This is a genomic window from Devosia sp. A449 (assembly GCF_054489375.1).
In genome coordinates this window covers 205271-221744 of the sequence record NZ_JBTMWU010000005.1, presented here as the reverse complement: position 1 = coordinate 221744, position 16474 = coordinate 205271, and the positions used below count along the sequence as shown (strand labels likewise).

General features: G+C 64.3%; 15 protein-coding genes. 10 read left to right on the top strand and 5 right to left on the bottom strand.

Annotated features, from left to right (window positions below):
* Position 1 precedes the first annotated feature (1 nt).
* Positions 2-1150: a hypothetical protein gene (locus ACX3OW_RS15185; protein WP_459096633.1), complete on the top strand. Its 1149-nt coding sequence runs from the start codon at positions 2-4 to the stop codon at positions 1148-1150.
* Here ACX3OW_RS15185 and ACX3OW_RS15180 read toward each other — a convergent pair.
* Genes ACX3OW_RS15180 through ACX3OW_RS15170 form a run of 3 tightly spaced genes read right to left on the bottom strand, consistent with a single transcriptional unit; the run spans position 1147 to position 3562 of the window.
* Positions 1147-2418, bottom strand: coding sequence for an O-antigen ligase family protein (locus ACX3OW_RS15180; RefSeq protein WP_459096632.1), 1272 nt, complete (start codon positions 2416-2418; stop codon positions 1147-1149). The genes ACX3OW_RS15185 and ACX3OW_RS15180 overlap by 4 nt on opposite strands.
* Positions 2419-2463: 45 nt before the next feature.
* Positions 2464-2706 carry a DUF4170 domain-containing protein gene (locus ACX3OW_RS15175; RefSeq protein WP_459096631.1) on the bottom strand — a complete coding sequence of 81 codons (243 nt, stop codon included), beginning with the start codon at positions 2704-2706 and terminating at the stop codon, positions 2464-2466.
* Positions 2696-3562, bottom strand: coding sequence for a 3'(2'),5'-bisphosphate nucleotidase CysQ (locus ACX3OW_RS15170; protein WP_459096630.1), 867 nt, complete (start codon positions 3560-3562; stop codon positions 2696-2698). Before ACX3OW_RS15170 ends, ACX3OW_RS15175 begins: the two co-directional genes overlap by 11 nt.
* A 265-nt stretch (positions 3563-3827) precedes the next feature.
* On the opposite strand from ACX3OW_RS15170, the gene ACX3OW_RS15165 reads away from it, so the two are divergent.
* Together ACX3OW_RS15165 and ACX3OW_RS15160 are read left to right on the top strand one after the other, a co-directional pair.
* Positions 3828-4343 (top strand): DUF6101 family protein, encoded by a 516-nt coding sequence (locus ACX3OW_RS15165; protein ID WP_459096629.1) that lies wholly within the window; start codon positions 3828-3830, stop codon positions 4341-4343.
* A 124-nt stretch (positions 4344-4467) separates the two neighbouring features.
* Positions 4468-5202, top strand: a complete 735-nt coding sequence (locus ACX3OW_RS15160; RefSeq protein WP_459096628.1) for a class I SAM-dependent methyltransferase — start codon at positions 4468-4470, stop codon at positions 5200-5202.
* A gap of 5 nt (positions 5203-5207) precedes the next feature.
* Here the strand turns inward: ACX3OW_RS15160 and ubiA are convergent, their stop codons facing one another.
* On the bottom strand, positions 5208-6140 hold the full coding sequence (gene ubiA, locus ACX3OW_RS15155; RefSeq protein WP_459096627.1) for a 4-hydroxybenzoate octaprenyltransferase: 933 nt from the start codon (positions 6138-6140) through the stop codon (positions 5208-5210).
* Between the two features lie 128 nt (positions 6141-6268).
* Here ubiA and ACX3OW_RS15150 point away from each other — a divergent pair, with 128 nt between their 5' ends.
* The 6 genes from ACX3OW_RS15150 to ACX3OW_RS15125 all read left to right on the top strand — a co-directional run bounded on the left by ACX3OW_RS15150 (position 6269) and on the right by ACX3OW_RS15125 (position 13990).
* Complete coding sequence (locus tag ACX3OW_RS15150; protein WP_459096626.1) at positions 6269-7009, top strand: 16S rRNA (uracil(1498)-N(3))-methyltransferase; 741 nt, start codon at positions 6269-6271, stop codon at positions 7007-7009.
* Positions 7010-7075: 66 nt separating this feature from the next.
* Positions 7076-8446: a glutamate--cysteine ligase gene (locus tag ACX3OW_RS15145; protein ID WP_459096625.1), complete on the top strand. Its 1371-nt coding sequence runs from the start codon at positions 7076-7078 to the stop codon at positions 8444-8446.
* Positions 8447-8634: 188 nt separating this feature from the next.
* On the top strand, positions 8635-9909 hold the full coding sequence (gene purD, locus ACX3OW_RS15140) for a phosphoribosylamine--glycine ligase (protein ID WP_459096735.1): 1275 nt from the start codon (positions 8635-8637) through the stop codon (positions 9907-9909).
* Positions 9842-10921, top strand: a complete 1080-nt coding sequence (locus ACX3OW_RS15135; RefSeq protein ID WP_459096624.1) for a patatin-like phospholipase family protein — start codon at positions 9842-9844, stop codon at positions 10919-10921. Before purD ends, ACX3OW_RS15135 begins: the two co-directional genes overlap by 68 nt.
* A gap of 162 nt (positions 10922-11083) precedes the next feature.
* Entirely contained in the window at positions 11084-11599 is a 516-nt protein-coding gene (locus ACX3OW_RS15130) for a GFA family protein (protein ID WP_459096623.1), read from the top strand.
* An 81-nt stretch (positions 11600-11680) separates the two neighbouring features.
* Complete coding sequence (locus tag ACX3OW_RS15125; RefSeq protein ID WP_459096622.1) at positions 11681-13990, top strand: Tex family protein; 2310 nt, start codon at positions 11681-11683, stop codon at positions 13988-13990.
* A 124-nt stretch (positions 13991-14114) separates the two neighbouring features.
* On the opposite strand, the gene ACX3OW_RS15120 is transcribed toward ACX3OW_RS15125, so the two are convergent.
* A complete protein-coding gene (locus tag ACX3OW_RS15120; RefSeq protein WP_459096621.1) occupies positions 14115-14561 on the bottom strand; it encodes a nucleoside deaminase in 447 nt (148 codons plus the stop codon).
* A 90-nt stretch (positions 14562-14651) separates the two neighbouring features.
* On the opposite strand from ACX3OW_RS15120, the gene mutL reads away from it, so the two are divergent.
* On the top strand, positions 14652-16472 hold the full coding sequence (gene mutL / locus ACX3OW_RS15115) for a DNA mismatch repair endonuclease MutL (RefSeq protein WP_459096620.1): 1821 nt from the start codon (positions 14652-14654) through the stop codon (positions 16470-16472).
* Positions 16473-16474: the final 2 nt, after the last annotated feature.

Here is a 16474-nt window from a genome sequence, read left to right as displayed (position 1 = left end):
GGTGGCGGCCGCAGCGTCGGGCCCCAGCCGGTTCCTTTTCATTTCCAACGGTCATGGCGAAGACGCCATCGCCGCAGCCGTCGTTGCCCAGCTCCCCAATACGGTCGCCGTTGAAGCCTATCCGATGATCGGCGCCGGCAATGCCTATACCGGGGTCTGCCCGATTGTCGGGCCACGCGCCACGCTGGCCTCCGAAGGCTGGCGCAATGTTAAAGGCTCACTGCGCCGCGACATCGCCACCGGCGGTCTGGGCACCGTGCCCCCGGCCCTCGGCTTCCTTCGCAAGATGGTCGGAAAATATGATCGCGTGGTCGTGGTCGGCGACATGGTCGGGGTGCTGGCCTGCTACCTCACCGGCCATCGTGGCCTCTATTATCTCGACGTCTACAAAACCGGCGCCGCCCGGCTCTATTCCAGCGCCGAACGCTGGACCATCAAGCGCGCCTGCACCACGATCTTCTGCCGCTCCGACAGCCTGGCGCAGGTGCTGGAACAGGCCGGCGTCGATGCGCGCTCGGCCGGCAATGTGATGATGGACACCATTCCGCAGGGCGATTACGACGCCAACAGCAGGCGCAGCCGGCCAATGGCGGTGACGCTGCTGCCGGGCAGTCGCGCACTGACGGCGGAAAGCTTTGCCCTCCAGGTCGATGCGCTGCGCACCCTGCCGACCGAATTGCGCCCGGATGTCTTCCTCGCCGTCGCCGGCAGCATCAATGTCGATGATCTGGCGCGCAAGACCGGGCTCAAACGCACCTCCATGCTCAGTGTCGAGCCGGGTGATCTCGGCGAACTTTCCGACGGCGACCTGACCATCCACATGGCGCGTGGCGGGGCGATGGGCAATCTGCTGCTGGCCTCCGATGTCGTGCTGTCGCAGGCCGGCACCGCCACGGTGCAGGCACTGGGCCTGGGCAAGCCGGTAATCACCTTCATCAACCCACGCGACCGCCGCTCGCGCTTCAACGACGAACAGCAACTCTTCGGCGAAGCCCGCACCGTCACCACCGCGGAGGCCCCCGCCATCGGGGCCGCCCTGCACCATTTGCTGGAAAATGATGATGAGCGCCGCCGGCTGGCCGGCATCGGCCGCCAGCGCATCGGCGGCCCAGGAGCCATCCACGCCATCATCGACGCCCTGGTGCGCTAAGGCTGGCTGGCCAAAGTGGTGCGCTGCAAGGCCATCAGGTAGCCCAAGACCAGCACAAACAGCATGGTTTGCGGCAAGATACCGAACATGGCGTTGGTCAGCCCCAACACGCCATAGCTCACCACCAGCATGATACTGCCCAACACCAGCGCGTGGTTTTTCCGCGCCGCCGCAGGCCATAGCAACACCAGCGGCGACAGCATGACGAAGCAATAGGCGAGGATACCGAACAGGCCTGCCATGGCGGCAAAATTGGCCAAATCGTTGTGGTAATTGTCCAATTCGGCCAACCCAGCCATACCCGGATACAGTTGGTTGGCGAAGGGCATGATCTGGCCCAGCCCAATCCCCACGATTGGCGACGATTTGAACGCCGCCAAAGCCGAATTCAGCATCGCCAACCGGATGCTATCCTGTTCCCGGATCGCCTGTGCCACTGGCGTCTGCGCAATGAGCACGGACAGCTCGGACGCGTCAGGGACCTGCTCGGGCGGAAGCCCCGCGGCGGCCTGGGCAATCTCGTGGTCGGCCAACTCGGCCGCATCAAAGAGCATGGTGGTTGCGCGATTATCTGGCGAGAGTGTCGTCAGCCCTACCGCCGCAGCCAATATAATTGCCACCCCGACAAGGGTCAGCCAATCGCGCCGGTTCCACCACACCAGGAAGGGAACCGCCACTGCCGCCGTCGCGAACCAGGCCAGCAATGGGCCACGGGAGCCCGACAGCAGGACCGCGACCAAGCCAGCCAGTGGCCCGATCAAAAACAGCAGCCGCATCGGCGATCGCCCGGCAACAACCCCTGTCAGGGCCATGAAGCCCAGCACGGCAGCAATGCCGCCATAGTGGATGGGATTATTGCCGACACCAACGCGCATGCCCTCAATCGACGCGGTCTCGGCGAGCCCCATCAGGCAGGCGGTCACGGCACCGGTCAGGCAGGCCAGGGCAAAGGCATAGGGTGACAGCCATTCCGGGCTGCGCTGGATCAGCACTGCGACGCCGGGCGCCAGCAAAAATGCTGAGAACACGGCCAGCGGCAGCAGATCCAGTTCACTCTTATAGACAAAGGGAATGGTGAGCGCGATCAGCACCAGAGCCAGCAGCGGGAGTCGAGCCGGCCAGGTCTTCAGCACGGCGTCACGGCTAACCAGCGCCAGCCCCAGCCCAAACAGGCCGGCCGCCAACACGATATAGTCGGCCACGAAGGGCGCCGTGCCCATGAAGGCGAGCCCGGAGACCAACATGATGCTGGAAAGGGAATTCAGCACGCCGCTATCCTCGTCTAATACAGCAAAAAACCTGACCGCGAAGTCTTACGGCTTGTAGGTTTCGGGCTCGAGCAGGCGGTGCAGGTGGACGATGAAATAACGCGTATGGGCGTTGTCGACGGTCATCTGCGCCTTCTGCTTCCACACCGCATAGGCCGATGCATAGTTGGGGTAGAGCCCGACGATGTCGACCTTGTCGAGATCGGAGAAGGTCACGCCCTCAAGGCTCGACAATTCGCCGCCGATCACGAGATGCAACAGCTGCTTGGTGGGATCTTCATTTGCCATCGGTCAGGTCCGTCAGTGAGGGAATGGAGAGTTCGGTGTCGCCGGCATCGGGCGCGGGACAACCATAGACTTTGATCAGTGCCGCGTGCACCAGCGGTTTTAGGCTCATGTCGCTCAGCGCTGCAAGCGCCCCGTGGCGCACGTCCCGCTTGTTGAATAGCGGGAACCCCTCGCACACATCAGCAAAATCGATGCCCGCCTCGTTCAGAATGAGCGCGGCGGCGGCAATATCCCAGTCCTGGCTGCCGCGCCGGGCCACGGCGGCGTCGAGCTTGCCGGTGGCCACCTGCACCAGCCGATAGGCCAGCGAGGGGAAAGCGGGGCCGCGGGTATAATGCAGGCCGGCCGTCTGCATCTCCTGATGCACGGCGCCCGGCGCCGGAATCAGCGGTGGCGCACCGGCCCGGCGGCTACGGCGAATGAGCTGGCCATTGAGACGCGCGCCGCCACCCTTGAGCCCGTCATACATTTCATCGCGCACCGGGGCATAGACCACCCCCGCCACCGGCACGCCATTTTCGACCACCGCCAGCGAAACCGTCCAGCTGTCCTCGCCGCGCAGGAACCCGCGCGTCCCGTCAATCGGATCGACGATAAACACCCGTTCGCATTGCAGCCGGCTAGGATTGTCGGCGGTTTCCTCGCTCAGCCAGCCATAATCGGGACGGGCATGCAGTAAAGAGGAGGCCAGATAGCGGTCGACCAGGATATCGGCCTCGCTCACCGGCGAGGCATTCTCCTTGTTCCAGCTCTTGACGTCGCGCCGGAAGAAGCTGCTGGCAATGATCCCGGCCGCGACCGCAGAGGAGCGGAGCAGTTCGAGATCGTCACTGTAACTGGTGGCGGGCGCTGGCATTGCGGGCCTTTTAGGCTTGGCGCGTGCCTTGGGCAAGGCCCCCGCCCCGCCGCAGCGCCGGGTGGCGGAATATGGCACGGTTAATGCCACCGCACCGAGCGCGGTTAATCGGTTCCTACCCGGTGCAAGACACCGCTAACCCTCTCGAAAAACAAGATAAACTTAACCCAACCGATTAAGGAGGCAGGTAAGGCGGCGCGCTATGGTGGGGGCATAAAGAGAGCGCAAAAAACAGCTCTCGAAGTTGACAGGAAGGCGAATTCAAATGGTTCATGGTGTCGCGATGGAAGGGACTTCGGTCGTTCTCGCATTCGGCCGCCCGACGCTGGCAGATCGCCGCTTCGTGGCTGCCAACGACAACGGCCCCAAAGATCCCGTCAAGACCGTTACCGTGCGCCGCATGCTGGAACAGAGCGGCGTGGCCATCAAGGTCAAGGTGCCGGTCACTGAATTCATCGGCGTCGCCGTGGCGACCCGCATCTCCGAAGAAGGCGTGCTGACCAGCTCGATCGAGCTGGTCCACTCCGACAACGAACTGAATTATCGCGTGTTTGAGGAAGAGGGCAATCACAACGTCGTCGCGGAATGGCAGAACTGGGGCAAGAAGCTCCGCCTGCCGCTGTTCATCAAGGCCGGCGACGGCGCCTATATGCCCTATAGCCAGCAGGTTGATGGCGTCATGGTCGGCAGCTCGGCCTCGCGCCGCAAGCTGGTCGCCGAAGCCAATCGCCGCCCGCGTTTCCTCAACCGCCGCAAGCCGGGCGCCCAGCCCGACGCCTAAGTTTACTGCGCCTCCAAAGCACGTCAAAAGGGGTGAACCGGTGGTGCGGTTCGCCCCTTTGGCGTTTTAAAAAATACGCCACCGCCGCATGGTGTGCATATTGAGCCGCCCGGAGGATGCTGGCATGAAACACGAAGACATTTGGGATGAGCAGGCGGCCAAGAGCTACGACACGCCCGGCACCGGCATGTTCGCGCCAGAGATACTCGGCCCCACGGTCGACCGCCTGGCGAAATTGGCCGGCTCGGGCCGCGCTCTGGAATTTGCCATTGGCACCGGCCGGGTCGCCGTGCCGCTGCGCGAACGCGGCGTGCCGGTCGCCGGGATCGAGATTGCGCCGCCCATGGTCACCCAATTGCGAACCAGGGCTGACGAGCAAACCATTCCCGTTGTCATTGGCGATATGACCAAGGCCACCGTCCCCGGTGAATTCTCGCTGGTATTCCTGGTGTTTAACGGCATTTCCAATGTGCTCACGCAGGACGAGCAGATCGCGTGCTTCCGCAATGCCGCGCGGCATCTAGGCCCGGGTGGGTGCTTCGTGATCGAATTATGGGTTCCCGAGCTGCCCCAGGCATTGCCGGCTGCGCAGGCGGTGGTGGGGCGCAGTCAGAATGGCTACATGCTGGTCGACAGTTTCGATGTCGTCGCCCAGCACGTCATTTCGCACCACTTCAACTTTGCACAGGATGCTGCGCCCACTCTGTTCCGGTCACCGCACCGCTATGTTTGGCCGTCAGAACTCGACCTGATGGGACAACTGGCTGGATTTACGCTAGAAAGCCGCCACGCTGATTGGACGGGGTCGGCCTTCACCGCCGCATCCAGATCCCATATTTCCGTCTATCGCCTGCCGTAACCGCGCTACCACACCCAATCGGCCAGCAGCGCCAGCGTCAGGGCAATGCCGACATAGTGGTTGGATTTGAACCGGGCCAGGGCATTCTCGGTGCCCCCGGTATCCAGCGTCTGCACCTGCCAGGCCAGAATGCCTGCCGCCACCAGCGACAGCACCGCAAAAATAATGCCGCCGCCGACCATCATGGCGGCCGTCAGCCACAGCAGATAGGCTACGATATAAAAGCCGGAAACGATCAATCGGGCCTGCGCGCCAAACAGGCGGGCAGTGGATTTAACGCCGATCAGCGCGTCATCCTCGATATCCTGCAGCGCATAGAGGGTGTCGTAACCGATGACCCAGAGGATGGTGCCGAAATACAGCAGCAGCGCCGGTACGGCGAGGCCGCCGGTTTGTGAACTCCAGCCCACCAAGGCGCCATAGGAGAAGGCCAGCCCCAAAAACGCCTGCGGCCACCAGGTAACCCGTTTCATGAAGGGATAAATCGCCACCAGCACCAGCGAAGCCACGCCGGCCCAGACGGTGAAGCGGTTGAACTGGAACAGGACCACCGAGCCCAGCAGCGCCTGCGCCACCAGAAACGCCAGCGCGTCGCGGGCCGTCACCTGCCCCGAGGGGATCGGACGCGAGCGGGTGCGGGCCACCTTGTCGTCGATGTCGCGGTCGACAATGTCGTTAAAGGTGCAGCCGGCGCCGCGCATCAGGATGGCGCCCACCAGCATCAGCACCACGCCCCACCAGTCAAATCCCTGCGCCGGATTGGCCACGGCAGCCAGGGCCAGCCCCCAGGCGCAAGGCCAGAACAGCAGCCAGAAGCCGATCGGCCGGTCCCAGCGCGCCAGCCGCGCATAGGGTTTCAGCCAGGCCGGGGCATAGCGATCAACCCAGTTGCCGGATTGGGCATCGGCAACGGTGCCGGAAGGATTTGCGTCTGGCATAGTGCCACGACCTCGTGGTTCGACAAGCTTAACAAGAGGTCTACTCCAACTCCGCCAATCACAGTAGACCTCATCCGGCCTTGTCGCAGGACGAGGTCGTGGCACAATGCCGCAAACTGGATTTCGTCATGCCCCGTACCCACGCCACCCTGCCTCGCCTGTTCGTTGAACCCGACCTGATCGCGGGAACCCAGCTCACCCTGGGCAAGGACCAGTCGCTGTATCTGGCGGCGGTGCTGCGCAAGAGCGTCGGCGATGAGGTGGTGCTGTTTAACGGACGGGACGGCGCCTGGCTGACCCGACTCACCAGCGACTCGAAAAAGTCGGTCGCACTCGAATTGGTCGAACAGATCGCGCCGCAAACGCCGGTATCGAATCTCTGGTATGGCTTTGCCCCGCTCAAGACCGAGCGGCTCGACTATGTGGTACAGAAGGCTGTGGAAATGGGTGTCGGCACCATCCAGCCGGTCATCACCCGCTTCACCCAGGTCAATCGGCTCAAGCATGAGCGGCTGCTGGCCAACGCCATCGAGGCGGCGGAACAATGCGAAGTGTTGAGCGTGCCCACAGTCGAAACCGAGATCACTCTGGAGCGCTTGCTCGACAATTGGCCCGCCGAACGGGCGTTGATCCTGGCCGATGAGGGCGCCGCCTCATCCTCGCCGGTCGCGGCGCTGGCCGCGCTCAAGGGCCGGCCGGTCGGGGTTCTCATCGGGCCCGAGGGCGGATTTTCCGACGAGGAACGAGCCAGATTGCTGGCACTGCCCTATATTGTGCCCATCAGCCTTGGCCCCCGCATCCTGCGGGCCGATACGGCGGCGGTGGCGGCGCTGGCGGTGATTCAGGCGACCATCGGCGATTGGCGATAAAAGCCGATTGCTTTCGGCTTGGACGGCGCTATGTTCCGCGCAATTATTTCCTGCAGAGTACGCCGAATGGCTGACCACGAGACGAACGAGCCGCTGATCGAATCGCGCGCCGACCTGATTGACGCCATGGCGCGCGGGTGCAAACCCGAGAGCGACTGGCGTATTGGCACCGAACACGAAAAACATGTGTTTCATACCAACCCCTTACGGCCCGTGACCTATGAAGGTCCGCAGGGCATTCGGGCACTGCTCGACGGCATTCAGGCCGAAACCGGCTGGCACCCCTTCTATGACGGCGACAGCCCGATCGGGCTGCGCAATGACGAAGTGGCCGGCGGGATTTCGCTGGAGCCCGGCGGGCAGTTTGAACTCTCCGGTTCTCCGCAGGCCGATTTGCATGGCACCGCCGCCGAACTCGCCGAACACATGGCCGTGACCAAGAAGGTCGCCGCACCGCTGGATATTCATTTCCTCGGGTTGGGCGTCACCCCGATCTGGTCGGTCGACCAGATCCCCTCGATGCCGAAATCGCGCTACGGCATCATGAAGCCCTATATGGAGCAGGTCGGCACGCTGGGCACGTCGATGATGTTCCGCTCCTGCACCGTGCAGGCCAATCTCGACTTTTCCAGCGAAGCCGACATGGTCAAAAAGCTGCGCGTCGCGGTGGCGCTGCAGCCGGTGGCCACCGCTTTGTTTGCCAATTCGCCCTTCTCGGAAGGCCGCGAGTCCGGCTATCTGAGCTATCGCAGCCATATCTGGCTCAACACCGACGACGCCCGCACCGGCATGCTCCCCTTCGCCTTCGACGAGGGTTTCGGCTTCGAGCAATATGCCGACTATGCCCTTGATGTGCCGATGTATTTCGTCATCCGCAATGACCAGTATGTCAATGTCGCAGGCGAGAGCTTCCGCGCCTTCCTGCGCGGCGAGCTGCCGCAATTGCCGGGCGAAAAGCCGACCAAGAAGGATTGGGAAGACCATCTCTCGACCATCTTCCCCGAGGTACGGCTCAAGCAGTTCCTCGAAATGCGCGGCGCCGATATGGGCGACGAGGCTTCGGTGGTGGCGCTGTCGGCATTCTGGACCGGCCTGCTCTATGACGAGGTTTCGCTGGAAGCCGCCTATGAGCTGATCGAGCCCTGGTCCAACGAAGACCGCGAGCAGATGCGCCGCGAGGTGCCGCGCCTGGCGCTGATGACCCCGCATGACCGCTCCAACCTCTATGATGTCGCCGCGCAGGCCGTGGGCATCGCCGAAGCGGGCCTCGTCCGCCGCGGCCGCCGCAACGCCCAGGGCAAGGATGAAACCATCCACCTCGCGCCCTTGGAAGAAACCATCCGCCTCGCCAAATCCCCAGCCCAGCGCTGGCTGGACAAGTTCCACGGCGAATGGAACGGCGACCTGACCCGCATCTTCAAAGAAGCCGAAATGTAGGCTGGGGCCACAAGCCTCTCCCCACCCACAATGTCACCCCGGCCTTGAGCCGGGGCCCATCCTGAGATCTCGAGATGGATCCCGGCTCAAGGCCGGGATGACACCGCGTTTTGGGGTGCGCCGGAGCAGAGCCCTTGCCACCGCCGCCCCGCTGGTGCATCACGCCCCCAGCAATGACGGAGGCTATGATGCGGGTTTTGGTGATCGGTTCGGGCGGGCGCGAGCATGCCTTGGCGTGGAAAATCGCCCAGTCTCCCCAACTGACCAAGCTGTTCATCGCCCCAGGCAATGGCGGCACCGGCGCCGTCGCCGAAAATGTCGTCATCGACATCACCGACCATCAGGCCGTGACTGACTTTTGCAAGCTGATGGCGATTGATTTCGTCGTCGTCGGCCCCGACGCGCAGGTGGTGGCCGGGCTGGGCGACGATGTGCGCGCCGCCGGCATTGCCTGCTTCTGCCCCAGCAAGGCCGCAGGCCAGTTGGAAGGCTCCAAGAGCTTTACCAAAGCCCTCTGCGACGAGATGAATATTCCCACCGCCGCCTATGGCCGCTTCGATAACGAAGCCGCCGCTTTGGCCTATCTCTACACTCAGGGCGCGCCGATCGTGATCAAGGCCGATGGCCTCGCCGCCGGCAAGGGCGTTACCGTCGCCATGAGCGTCGACGAAGCCGAAGCCGCCATTATCGACTGCTTTGCCGGCGCCTTTGGCGCATCCGGCGCCTCGGTGGTGATCGAGGAATTCATGGAAGGCGAGGAGGTTAGCCTGTTCGTTCTCTGCGACGGCACCGACATTCTGCCGCTGACCACCGCCCAGGACCACAAGCGCGCCTTTGAGGGCGACACCGGCCCCAATACCGGCGGCATGGGCGCTTACTCCCCCGCCCCGGTGATGACAAAAGAACTCTATGACGAAACCATCGAGCGGGTGATCTGGCCAACCGTTCGGGGCCTCGCCGCGCGCGGTACGCCCTATCAGGGGGTGCTCTATGCCGGGCTGATGCTGACCGCGACCGGCCCGCGTCTGGTGGAATATAATGCCCGCTTCGGCGACCCCGAAACCCAGGTGCTTGTCATGCGCATGGAGAGCGACCTGCTGCCGCTGCTCTACGCCACCGCCACCGGCACGCTGGCCGGCCATGACGTGGCCTGGATCGACCAGTTCGCATTGACGGTGATCATGGCGACCGAGGGCTATCCGGGCCATTATGGCAAGGGCTCGGAAATTCGCGGCGTCGACACGGTCAATCGTGATGACACTATGGTGTTCCACGCCGGAACCCGTCGCGACGGGGAACGTTTACTTGCTGCTGGCGGTCGCGTGCTGAACGTCACCGCGCTGGGCAAGGACCTCAAAGAGGCGCAACAGCGTGCTTACGCGGGCGTGGACCAGATTGATTGGCCAGAAGGCTTTTGCCGCCGAGACATCGGCTGGCGCGAGCTCGCCCGCACGTCCGTCTGAACCATTCCTCAACTTCGCCGGCCTAGGCTTCCGCAAGACCGTCTTTGACGCAGCATCGCCCCGCTCCCTGACCCCGCTGCAATTGCGCGGTCAGGCCCTCGGCCAGCAGCTGCGCTCGAAAGGCAAGGAGCGGGCCGGCATGAACAGCGGAGGGCTACCTCGGATCGGCGTGGCACTGGGCGGCGGGTCCGCCCGTGGGCTGACGCATATTCCCTATATCGAGGCGATGGACGAGCTGGGCCTCAAGCCCTCGGTCATCGCCGGCACCTCCATTGGCGCGCTGATCGGCGCCGGCTGGGCCGCCGGCATGACCGGCAAGGAGTTGCGCGAACACTCCTATCTGGTGCTGGGCACCATGCGCACCATCGCCAGCAAATTATGGGCCGCGCAGATTCGCGGCATTGGCGGCATTCTCAAAAACGGCATTTCGATGCAGCTCGACGCCACCAGCATTGTCGACGCCTTCGCCCCGAGTGATTTTCCGCTCGAATTCAAGGATCTAAAGGTGCCGCTTTATGTGGTGGCCACCGATTTCCAGTCCTGGCATCAGGTGGTGTTCAATACGGGCCTGCTGCGCCCGGCCATTGCCGGCTCCATCGCCATTCCAAGCCTGTTCAAGCCGGTGCTCTACGCCAATCACATTCTGGTCGATGGCGGCGTGGTCAATCCGTTGCCGCTGGACCAGGCCGATATCGACACCGATTTCCTTATCGGCATCGACGTCAATGGCGACCCCTCCGAGGGCCTGACCAAAACCGACCACAAGGCGCTCGATATCTGGTTCGGCTCGGCCCAGATCATGATGCATTCGCTGACCGCCCACATGATGGCGGCCTATCCGCCCGACATCTATATCCGCCCCCATGTCGCCGCCATCGGCGCGCTGGAATTCTGGCGCGTCCGCGAAATCGTCGCCCATGCCGAACAGGAAAAAGAACGCTTCAAACGCATCCTGGCGCAGAAAATCGAAGACTACATCGCCGATCGGGTCGAGGTCATCGACAGCAATTAACGGCAGTAGCCTCAAAAAACTCGGTGTCATCCCGAGATCCATTTACCGGCACAATCTCGAGATGGGCCCCGGCTCAAGGCCGGGGTGACACCGTGGGTGGGACTCCTCTTGTCGAATCCCCCCATTTCCAGTCGACCGGCTCAATCGACACGGAGCCCGCATATGGCACAAAATCGCGACCGTCAGGTCACTGCCACTTGCAGTTGCGGGCAGGTGGAAATCGAAGCGTGGGGCAAGCCGATTGCCAGCGTCATCTGCCATTGCGACGACTGCCAGGCGGCCGGGCTGATCCTGGGCGCATTGCCGGGCGCACCGCCGATGCTCGACGCGGCGGGGGGCACCGCCACGGTGCTCTATCGCAAGGATCGGGTGCGCTTCGGCAAGGGCGCGGAACTGCTGGTGAGCCACAAGCTGACCCCGGATTCGGCGACCAACCGGGTGGTGGCCAGCTGTTGCAATGCGCCTCTGGCCGTGACCTTCGATGATGCGCGGCATTGGGTGCCGCTCTATCGCGACCGGTTGAGCGGCGCTGTGCCGCCAATACAATGGCGCATCTGCACCAAATTCATCCCCGAAAACACCGCCCTGCCCGGCGCCATCCCGAGCAGTTCCATGTACCCCTTTGGCATGATGGCCGCGCTGGCGCTCTCGGCGCTGGCCATGCTGCTGCCGGGGTAAGCTGAGGATACTGCCCTAGTTTGGGTGTCATCGCTGCGTAAGGTCCAATAGGATTGCGCCCTTACGAACCGAAAGCCTGACATGTCCGCACTCGACACCCGCATTGCCGCCCAGATCGCCACCGAAATCGTCGCCCGACCCGAGCAGGTCAAGGCGGCGGTCGAATTGCTCGACGGCGGGGCCACGGTGCCCTTCGTGGCGCGCTACCGCAAGGAAGTGACCGGCGGGCTCGACGACACGCAATTGCGCAATCTGGCCGAGCGGCTGACCTATCTGCGCGAGCTGGAAGCGCGCCGCGCCGCTATCGTGAAATCCATCGACGAGCAGGGCAAGCTCACCCCGGTGCTGACGGCGTCGATCATGGGTGCGGTGACCAAGGCCGAGCTGGAAGACCTTTATCTGCCTTATAAGCCCAAGCGCCGCACCAAGGCCGAAATCGCCCGCGAGCGCGGGCTTGGCCCGTTGGCTGAAGCGATTTTGGCCAACCGCGCTAGCAACCCCGTCATGCTGGCCGAGAGCTACCTCACCGAAGAGGTTCCCGGCACCAAGGAAGCGCTCGAAGGCGCGCGCGATATCGTCGTTGAAGGGCTGAGCGAAAACGCCGCCCTGCTCGGCCAATTGCGCGCTTATATGCGCGACAAGGCCATGCTGCGCGCCAAGCTGGTCAAGGGCAAGGAAGAGGCCGGGGCCAAATTCTCGGATTATTTCGACCATGCCGAGCGCTGGAACAAGGTCGCCGGTCACCGCGCGCTGGCGATGATGCGCGGGCGCGACGAAGAGTTTTTGAGCCTCGACATCGAGGTCGATGCCGACGTCACCGAGCTGGTCAAGCCGATAGAGCGCTTCGTTGCCGGGGCCTTGCAGGCCCAGGGCAATGGCGCTGGCGATGCCTGGCTGCGCGAGGTGGCCGGCTGGGCATGGCGCACGCGGCTGCGCATCACCCTCTCCATCGATCTGATGGTGGAACTGCGCGAGCGGGCCGAAGTGGAAGCCATCGCGGTGTTTGCCCGCAATCTCAAGGATCTGCTGCTGGCCGCCCCGGCCGGCGCCCGCACCACCATGGGCATCGATCCCGGCATTCGCACCGGCTGCAAGCTGGCGGTGATCGACGCCACCGGCAAGGTGCTCGATACCGAGACCATCTATCCGTTCCAGCCGCGCAATGACGTGATGGGATCGCAGGCCGCCATCGGCCGGCTGATCGCCAAACACAAGGTGGAACTGATCGCCATCGGCAATGGCACCGGCAGCCGCGAAAGCGAAAAGCTGGTCGCCGATCTGATCGCCCGCCTGCCGACCCCGCATCCCACCAAGGTCATCGTTTCGGAAGCCGGCGCCTCGGTCTACTCCGCATCGGCGCTGGCGGCAGCGGAATTCCCGCAGCTCGACGTCTCCTTGCGCGGCGCGGTGTCCATCGCCCGCCGCCTGCAGGACCCGCTGGCCGAACTGGTCAAGATTGAACCCAAAGCCATCGGCGTCGGCCAGTATCAGCACGACGTCGACCAATATCGCCTCAACCGCTCGCTCGATGCCGTGGTGGAAGATGCGGTGAACGCAGTCGGCGTCGACCTCAACACCGCCTCCGCCCCCCTGCTGGCCCGCATTTCCGGCCTCGGCCCCTCGGTGGCCGAAGCCATCGTGGTCCATCGCGATGCCAACGGCCCGTTCCGCAGCCGCAAGGCGCTGCTGGAAGTGCCCCGGCTGGGCCAGCGCACCTTTGAGCAGAGCGCCGGATTCCTCCGCATCACCGGCGGCACCGAGCCGCTCGACGCCTCCTCGGTCCACCCCGAAGCCTATGGCGTCGCTCGCCGCATCGTCGCTGCCTGTGGCCGCGACCTGCGCTCGATCATGGGCGACAAGACGGCGCTGGCCGGGCTCGATCCGCGCAGCTTCGTTGATGACCGCTTCGGTCTGCCCACGGTGCGCGATATCGTGGCCGAACTGGAAAAGCCCGGCCGCGACCCCCGCCCCGCCTTCAAGACCGCAACCTTTGCTGATGGCGTTGACGATATCAAACACCTCAAGCCCGGCATGATGCTGGAAGGCACCGTGACCAATGTCGCCGCCTTCGGGGCGTTTGTGGATATCGGCGTGCATCAGGACGGCTTGGTCCACGTCTCCCAGCTGGCCGACAAATTCGTCAAGGACCCGCATGAAGTGGTGAAAGCTGGCGACGTGGTCAAAGTCCGCGTGACCGAAGTCGACGTCCCCCGCCAGCGCATCGGCCTCTCCATGCGCAGCGAAACCGCCGATGACGCCCCCCGCAACGAACGCCCGCGCGACACCCGCCCCACCGGCAACACCCGTCCAAAACAGCCCGCCCCACCCTCCGGCGGCCTCGGCTCCCTCGGCGACCGCCTGGCCGAAGCCATGCGCAAGGGCAAGAACTGACCACAGCCTCACCCCACCCACGATGTCACCCCGGCCTTGAGCCGGGGCCCATCCTGAGATCAGGCCGGCGAATACATGTCAGGATGGATCCCGGCTCAAGGCCGGGATGACACCGCGTTTTGGACTACCGCAGCGCCCTAAAAAACTCCCGCAACATCGCCTCCGACCGGCTGGCCCCCAGCCCGCCAATCACCTCCGGCGCATGGTGGCAGGTCGGCTGCGCAAACAGCCGCACCCCATTCTCTACCGCCCCGGCCTTGACGTCCTCAGCGGCAAAATACACCCGCCGCAGCCGTGTATGGGCGATCGCCCCGGCGCACATGGCACAGGGCTCCAGCGTCACATAGAGATCGCAGCCATCCAGCCGCCCCGAGCCGCGCTTGGCCAGCGCCGTGCGGATCGCCAGCATTTCGGCATGCGCGGTGGGATCGTTCAGCGCCTGCATCCGATTGCGCTCGGCGGCCAGCACCACCCCACCTTCCATGATCACCGCGCCAATCGGCGCTTCGCCATTGGCGGCGGCGTCTTCGGCGAGGGACAAAGCGAGGTCCATGGGGGATTGGCTGGGCATGTTGCTTCCGTAACCTCTTGTGCGCGGTTTCGCAAACGGGTCGGCAGCCTGCCCGCCATCGCCTATATTACCGGCTCAGGAGAATCGCCCGTGCCCATCCGTCAGCTACCCGAAGATCTGATCAACCGCATTGCTGCCGGCGAGGTGGTGGAGCGGCCGGCCAGTGTGGTCAAGGAGCTGGTGGAAAACGCCATCGACGCCGGAGCCAGCCGCATCGTCGTCACCACCGCCGAAGGCGGCAAGGGGCTGATCCGCATCGAGGATGACGGCCACGGCATGGGTCGCGCCGATCTCGAATTGTCGGTCGAGCGCCACGCCACCTCCAAGCTGAGCGAAGACGAGCTGGACGATATCCGCACGCTGGGCTTTCGCGGCGAGGCGCTGGCCTCCATCGGTTCGGTGGCCGAGCTGTCGATCGCCTCGCGCCCGGCCGATGCCGAAAGCGGGTTGCGCCTTGAGGTGCATTTTGGCCGCCGCGCTGGGCCGGCCCCGCTGGCGATGAACCGGGGCACCATTCTCGAGGTGAAAAACCTCTTCGCCAAGGTGCCAGCGCGGCTGAAATTCCTCAAGACCGACCGGGCCGAGGCCGGGGCGATCACCGATGTGGTCAAGCGCCTCGCCATGGCCAATCCGGCCGTGCATTTCGTGCTCAATGGCAGCGATCGCTCGCCCGCCAACTGGCCCGCCGTCTCTGGCCAGGGCGCGCTTGAAGCCCGGCTCGGTCAGGTGATCGGCGATGATTTCGCCCGCAATGCGGTGACCTTGGCCACCAGCCGCCATGGCGTGGTGGTTGCCGGGCTCGCCGGCCTGCCGACCTATACGCGGGCCAATTCGCTCAGCCAGTTCTATTTCGTCAATGGCCGCTCGATGAAGGACAAGGTGCTGGTCGGCGCCGTGCGCGCCGCCTATGCTGACTATATCTTCCGCGACCGTTTCCCCGTGGTGGCGCTGTATATCGCCGTCGATCCGGGCGAGGTCGACGTCAACGTCCACCCCGCCAAGGCCGAATTGCGCTTCCGCGATGCTGGTGCCGTGCGTAGCGCCGTGATCCGCGCCATCGGCGAGTCGCTGACCGCCGCCGGCTTCAAGGCCTCCGGCACCGTGGCCGAAGACGTGCTCGGCGCCTTCACCACCCCCGCCTATGCCAGCCCCGCCCCGACCCAGCCGACACGCTGGAGCAATCCCCTGCCGCTGGCCGGCTATGAGCGCACAGTGGGCACCGGCAGCGCCAACCCGTTTGCCCCCGACTATGCCAGCCAGTCCGGCCTCGCCGGCTTCACCGAGCCCAGCGCCCGGGTCGAACCCGAAGCCCCCGGCGCGCTGATGGAATATCCGCTCGGCACCGCCCGCGCCCAGATGTTCGACAATTTCATCATTGCCCAGAATGAAGAGGGCCTGCTGCTGGTCGATCAACATGCGGCGCATGAGCGGCTGGTCTATGAGCGCTTCAAGGCGCAACTGGCCGCCGGTCCCATCGCCAGCCAGGCCCAGTTGATCCCGCTGATCATCGAACTGCCCGAGGAAGATTGCGCCCGGCTCGAAGACGCGGCTGCCGAGCTGGAAGGCTTCGGGCTCTATCTCGAACGCTTCGGCCCGCGCGCCATTGCCGTGCGCGAAACCCCGGCTTTGCTCGGCACCTCCGATATTGACGGGCTGGTGCGCGACGTTGCCGATGGGCTGGCCGAATGGGACAGCTCCCGCGCTGTCGCCGACCGCATGGATGCCATCATCGCCCGCATGGCCTGCCACGGCTCGGTGCGCTCGGGTCGTCGCCTCCGCGTCGATGAAATGAACGCGCTGCTGCGCGACATGGAAGCCACCCCCCATTCCGGCCAGTGCATTCACGGCCGCCCCACCTATGTCGCGCTCAGCCAAAAGGATATCGAGCGCCTGTTCGGACGGACCCGATAGCA

Bases quoted from the DNA above. Each gene is read 5' to 3' on its own strand.
- ACX3OW_RS15170 (WP_459096630.1), bottom strand. From the start codon at position 3,562: ATGCCAGCGCCCGCCACCAGTTACAGTGACGATCTCGAACTGCTCCGC.
- ubiA (WP_459096627.1), bottom strand. From the start codon at position 6,140: ATGCCAGACGCAAATCCTTCCGGCACCGTTGCCGATGCCCAATCCGGC.
- ACX3OW_RS15120 (WP_459096621.1), bottom strand. From the start codon at position 14,561: ATGCCCAGCCAATCCCCCATGGACCTCGCTTTGTCCCTCGCCGAAGAC.
- ACX3OW_RS15145 (WP_459096625.1), top strand. From the start codon at position 7,076: ATGGCTGACCACGAGACGAACGAGCCGCTGATCGAATCGCGCGCCGAC.
- ACX3OW_RS15165 (WP_459096629.1), top strand. From the start codon at position 3,828: ATGGTTCATGGTGTCGCGATGGAAGGGACTTCGGTCGTTCTCGCATTC.
- purD (WP_459096735.1), top strand. From the start codon at position 8,635: ATGCGGGTTTTGGTGATCGGTTCGGGCGGGCGCGAGCATGCCTTGGCG.
- ACX3OW_RS15160 (WP_459096628.1), top strand. From the start codon at position 4,468: ATGAAACACGAAGACATTTGGGATGAGCAGGCGGCCAAGAGCTACGAC.
- ACX3OW_RS15125 (WP_459096622.1), top strand. From the start codon at position 11,681: ATGTCCGCACTCGACACCCGCATTGCCGCCCAGATCGCCACCGAAATC.
- ACX3OW_RS15150 (WP_459096626.1), top strand. From the start codon at position 6,269: ATGCCCCGTACCCACGCCACCCTGCCTCGCCTGTTCGTTGAACCCGAC.
- ACX3OW_RS15130 (WP_459096623.1), top strand. From the start codon at position 11,084: ATGGCACAAAATCGCGACCGTCAGGTCACTGCCACTTGCAGTTGCGGG.
- ACX3OW_RS15175 (WP_459096631.1), bottom strand. From the start codon at position 2,706: ATGGCAAATGAAGATCCCACCAAGCAGCTGTTGCATCTCGTGATCGGC.